The following is a 3,765-nucleotide window of genomic DNA, read 5'->3' on the forward strand; positions in this document are numbered from 1 at the left end:
CCGGTGGCCCCGCTACAAATGCGTTTTGCCGCGCGGGGCCCCGGCCAGCGACTCCCAACGCTGGCCCCCCCCCCCCACCGCGGCGCCCGCCGCCCCCCCCCGGGGGGGGCCGGCCCGCTCCAGCCGCGGCCGCCGCGCCGCCACCAGCGCGAACTCCGTGGCGACGAAGAAGCCGTTACCGGCCAGCAGCGCCAGCGTGACCGGCGCGCCCAGCGCGAGGTTCACCGGTCCTCCCCGGCGGTCTCGACGGTGCGGACGCGGATCAGCTCGGGCACGTGCCGGTGGACCGTCAGCACCTCGACGACCGCGGTGCGGGGCGGCTCGTCCAGCCGGGTCGGCGGGATGTCCACCCGCACCACGTCGCCGGGCCGCGCCACCCGGCCGAGCCGCTTCAGCAGCAGCCCCGCCACGGTCTCGTAGTCGCCCTCCGGCAGCGCGATGCCGGTCTCGTGGGCGACCTCGTCGATCCGCAGCCCGGCGTCGGTCGTCCACCACTCGCCGGTCCGGATCGCCAGCTCCTCGCCCGGCTCGTTCTCGTCGGCGATCTCCCCGACCAGCTCCTCGGCGACGTCCTCCCAGGTGACGATGCCGGCGAAGCCGCCGTACTCGTCCACCACGCAGGCCATCGGCTCGGCCGCGCCCTGCAGCCGGAGCACCACCTCCGGCAGCGGCAGCGAGGACGGCAGCAGCACCGGCGGCCGCGCGATCTCCGCGACCCGGACCCGCGCGGCCTCCCGCGTGCCGAGCGTGATCAGCTCCGCCAGCCCGACGACGCCGACCACGTCGTCGACGCCCTCGCCGAGGACGGGGTAGCGGGTGTGCCCGCTCGCCGAGACGATGTCGCTCAGCTCGGCGGCGCGCGCGGACGCCTGCACGGTCACCACGTCGACCCGCGGCACCATGACCTCCTCGGCGTCGCGGTCGGAGAAGACCAGGGCCCGCTCCAGCAGGTCGACCTGCCCCGCCGGGAGCTGCTCCCCGGACTCGCCGATGATGTGGCCGAGCTCCTCCAGCGTCGCGCCGTGGTGCAGCTCCTCCACCGGCTCGATGCCGACCGCGCGGACGAGCCGGTTCGCCGACGCGTCGAACAGCCTGATCAGCGGGCCCGCCGCCGCCAGGTACACGAGGGTGGACGCGGCGAGCGCGCGGGCCAGCGGCTCCGCCCGCGCCAGCGCGAAGTTCTTGGGGAACAGCTCGCCGAGCACCATCTGGATCACGGTGGCGAACGCGAAGCCGACCGCCACCGCGACGCCGCCGACGGCCGCGTCCGGCACCCCCGCCGCGCGCAGCGCCGGGGCGAGCAGGTCGGCCAGCGCGGGCTTGGCGATGAACCCGACGACCAGCGCGGTCACCGTGATGCCGAGCTGCGCCCCGGAGAGCATGAACGACAGCCGGCCCATCACCCGCAGCGCCCGCGCCGACGCCCGGTCGCCCTCGGCCGCCCGCTGGGCGAGGACGGGCCGGTCGGCGGTGACGAACGCGAACTCCTGCGCCACGAAGTAGCCGGTCGCGGCCGTCAGCAGGAGCACCGCCAGCAGCCCGAGCGCGCCGTTCACCCGGCCCTCCCTCCGCCGCGCCGCCGTCCGGCGCCCGTCGTCCACGATCTTCCCTACCCCGGCGGGACGCCGTCTCTCCCGATTCCCGGACGGTTATCGACCGCTCTGCGTGGAATGAACCTCTGCATGGAATGAACCCGTGCACGGGCGGAACCGGCCCGCGGGGCGCGAGCCGGGGCCACGAGTGCGAGGGGGGCCGATGCCCAGACCGTTCGCGTCGTCCGCAGACCTGGGCGACAAGACCCCGACGCTGGAGGTCCTGGCCGACGGGGTGTACGCGCTGACCGCCGAGGGGGACCCGAACGTCGGCGCCGTCGAGGGCGAGGACTTCCTGGTCTGCTTCGAGGCGCTCGCCACGCCGGCCGCCGCCCGCGACTGGCTCGCGGTGCTGCGCGAGCACACCGACAAGCCCGTCCGCTACCTGGTGCTGTCGCATTACCACGCCGTCCGCACGCTCGGCGCCAGCGCGTTCGGCGCCCCGGTGGTCATCGCGCACGACCTGACCCGCGCGCTGATCGCCGAGCGCGGCAAGCAGGACTGGGCCTCCGAACTCGGCCGGATGCCCCGGCTGTTCAAGGACCCGGACGGCATCCCCGGCCTCACCTGGCCGTCCGTGACGTTCACCGGCACCCTGACCATCGACCTCGGCGGCGGCCGCGGCGACCTCGACCTCGCCTACTGCGGGCGCGGGCACACCGAGGGCGACATCGTCGCGTGGCTGCCCCGGCACCGGATCCTGTTCGCCGGCGACCTCGTCGAGACGCAGGCGGCGCTCTACACCGGCGACGCCTTCCACCGCGAGTGGGCGGCCGGCACCCTCGACCACGTCGACTCCTTCGGCGCCGAGACCCTCGTCGGCGGGCGCGGCGCCGTCGCGCACGGCCGGGACGCCGCCCGCGCCGCGGTCGCGCAGACCCGCGACTTCCTCGCCGTGATGCTCGACGAGGTCGGCCGGGTCCGGCGGGGCGGCGGCACCCGCAAGGACGCCTTCACCGCGGTCCGCGCCGCCCTCGCGCCCGCCTACGGCCACTGGCCGATCTTCGAGCACTGCCTGCCCTTCGACGTCGCCCGGCTCTGGGACGAGATGGACGGCGTCGAGCGCCCCCGCATCTGGACGCCGGAACGCGACCGCGAGGTCTGGGCGGAGCTGCAGGACTAGCCGGGGCCGTCCGGATCCCGGGACAGCAGGGAGGGAAGTGACGATGACCGGAGAAGCCCGCCCCCGCCCGGTGTTCGACCCGGCCCTCGGCACCGAGGCCCGCGCGCTGCTCGCCGCGGCGCCCGACCGGCTCGTCCCGGCGAGCCTGCCCGCGCCCCCGCCGCCCCGGCTGAGCGCGGCCGCGGTCGTGGCGCGGCTGGTGTGGATCCCGGCGTTCGCCGTCTTCTACGGCGTGCTGCCGGGCGGCTGGCTGCGGCTGTGCTTCCTCGACGCGCCCGACGACGGCGAGCTGCTCGGCCGCGCGGGGCGGTGGGGGCGGCTGCCCGTCCTCGCCATGATGCTCACGCCGGCGCTGCAGGTCGTCCTGCTGCTGCTCGGCCAGGTGCAGGCCGCCGCCGTCCTCGCCGGCGTCAGCTTCGCCGGCTGGGTCGCCGGGGCGCTGCGGCACCTGAGGGAGCCGCCCGCCGCCCGCGCCGCCCGCGAGCACCACGGCTCCTACCTGCTGCCCGCCGACTTCGACCGGCCCGCCGCGGGGCTGCTCGTCCGCGCCCAGCGGGCGGTCGACGCCGTCCTCGGGTCGCGGGCGAACGGCGCCGGGCTGCTGGACGACATCAACAACGCCGTCGTCCTGCCGAGGCAGGAATGGGCCATCGCGGACGCCCTCGCCGAGCACACCCGGCTGCGCCGCGAGCGCCGCGCCCAGGAGCCCGGGCGGCTCTCGCCGGGCGTCCGGGCGCTGCTGGAGCCGCAGGACCGCGCCCTGGACCTGTCGGTGCGCTCGGTCACCGGGCGGATCGAGGCGCTGGAGGACTACGCGCGCCGCGCCGCCGAGGCCGACGACGCCTACCACGAGGCGCTGGTGCTGCGCGGCCTGCCGGCGCAGAACGCCCGCTACCGGGACCTGCTCGCCGGCACCGCCGCGGACGAGCTGGCGTCGGCGGAGGTCCGCGGCATGGCCGCGCCCGTCTTGACGGCGAGGCGATATCCGTGCGCGATACCGAGGACACCGTGACGATCCTCAGGTTCGGCCCCGGTGAATGGCGCAGGTTC

At 76.4% G+C, this 3,765-nt stretch carries 4 protein-coding genes; 2 read left to right on the forward strand and 2 right to left on the reverse strand.

Going from position 1 to position 3,765, the window contains the following annotated elements:
* Nucleotides 1-12: 12 nt before the first annotated feature.
* Together AB0K34_RS46165 and AB0K34_RS46170 are read right to left on the reverse strand one after the other, a co-directional pair.
* Complete coding sequence (locus AB0K34_RS46165) at nucleotides 13-225, reverse strand: hypothetical protein (protein WP_364554863.1); 213 nt, start codon at nucleotides 223-225, stop codon at nucleotides 13-15.
* Complete coding sequence (locus AB0K34_RS46170) at nucleotides 222-1,601, reverse strand: hemolysin family protein (RefSeq protein ID WP_240807645.1); 1,380 nt, start codon at nucleotides 1,599-1,601, stop codon at nucleotides 222-224. The genes AB0K34_RS46165 and AB0K34_RS46170 overlap by 4 nt, the downstream gene beginning before the upstream one ends.
* A 154-nt stretch (nucleotides 1,602-1,755) precedes the next feature.
* Here AB0K34_RS46170 and AB0K34_RS46175 point away from each other — a divergent pair, with 154 nt between their 5' ends.
* Both AB0K34_RS46175 and AB0K34_RS46180 read left to right on the forward strand, forming a co-directional pair.
* Entirely contained in the window at nucleotides 1,756-2,715 is a 960-nt protein-coding gene (locus tag AB0K34_RS46175) for an MBL fold metallo-hydrolase (RefSeq protein ID WP_138636844.1), read from the forward strand.
* Between the two features lie 43 nt (nucleotides 2,716-2,758).
* A complete protein-coding gene (locus AB0K34_RS46180) occupies nucleotides 2,759-3,727 on the forward strand; it encodes a hypothetical protein (RefSeq protein ID WP_364554866.1) in 969 nt (322 codons plus the stop codon).
* The last annotated feature ends 38 nt before the right edge of the window (nucleotides 3,728-3,765 follow it).

Origin of the sequence: Actinomadura sp. NPDC049382, assembly GCF_040677125.1 — a bacterium.
Lineage (GTDB): Bacteria > Actinomycetota > Actinomycetes > Streptosporangiales > Streptosporangiaceae > Spirillospora > Spirillospora geliboluensis.

Coding starts and splice junctions, on each gene's coding strand:
- AB0K34_RS46175 (WP_138636844.1), top strand. CDS start 1,756: ATGCCCAGACCGTTCGCGTCGTCCGCAGACCTGGGCGACAAGACCCCG.
- AB0K34_RS46180 (WP_364554866.1), top strand. CDS start 2,759: ATGACCGGAGAAGCCCGCCCCCGCCCGGTGTTCGACCCGGCCCTCGGC.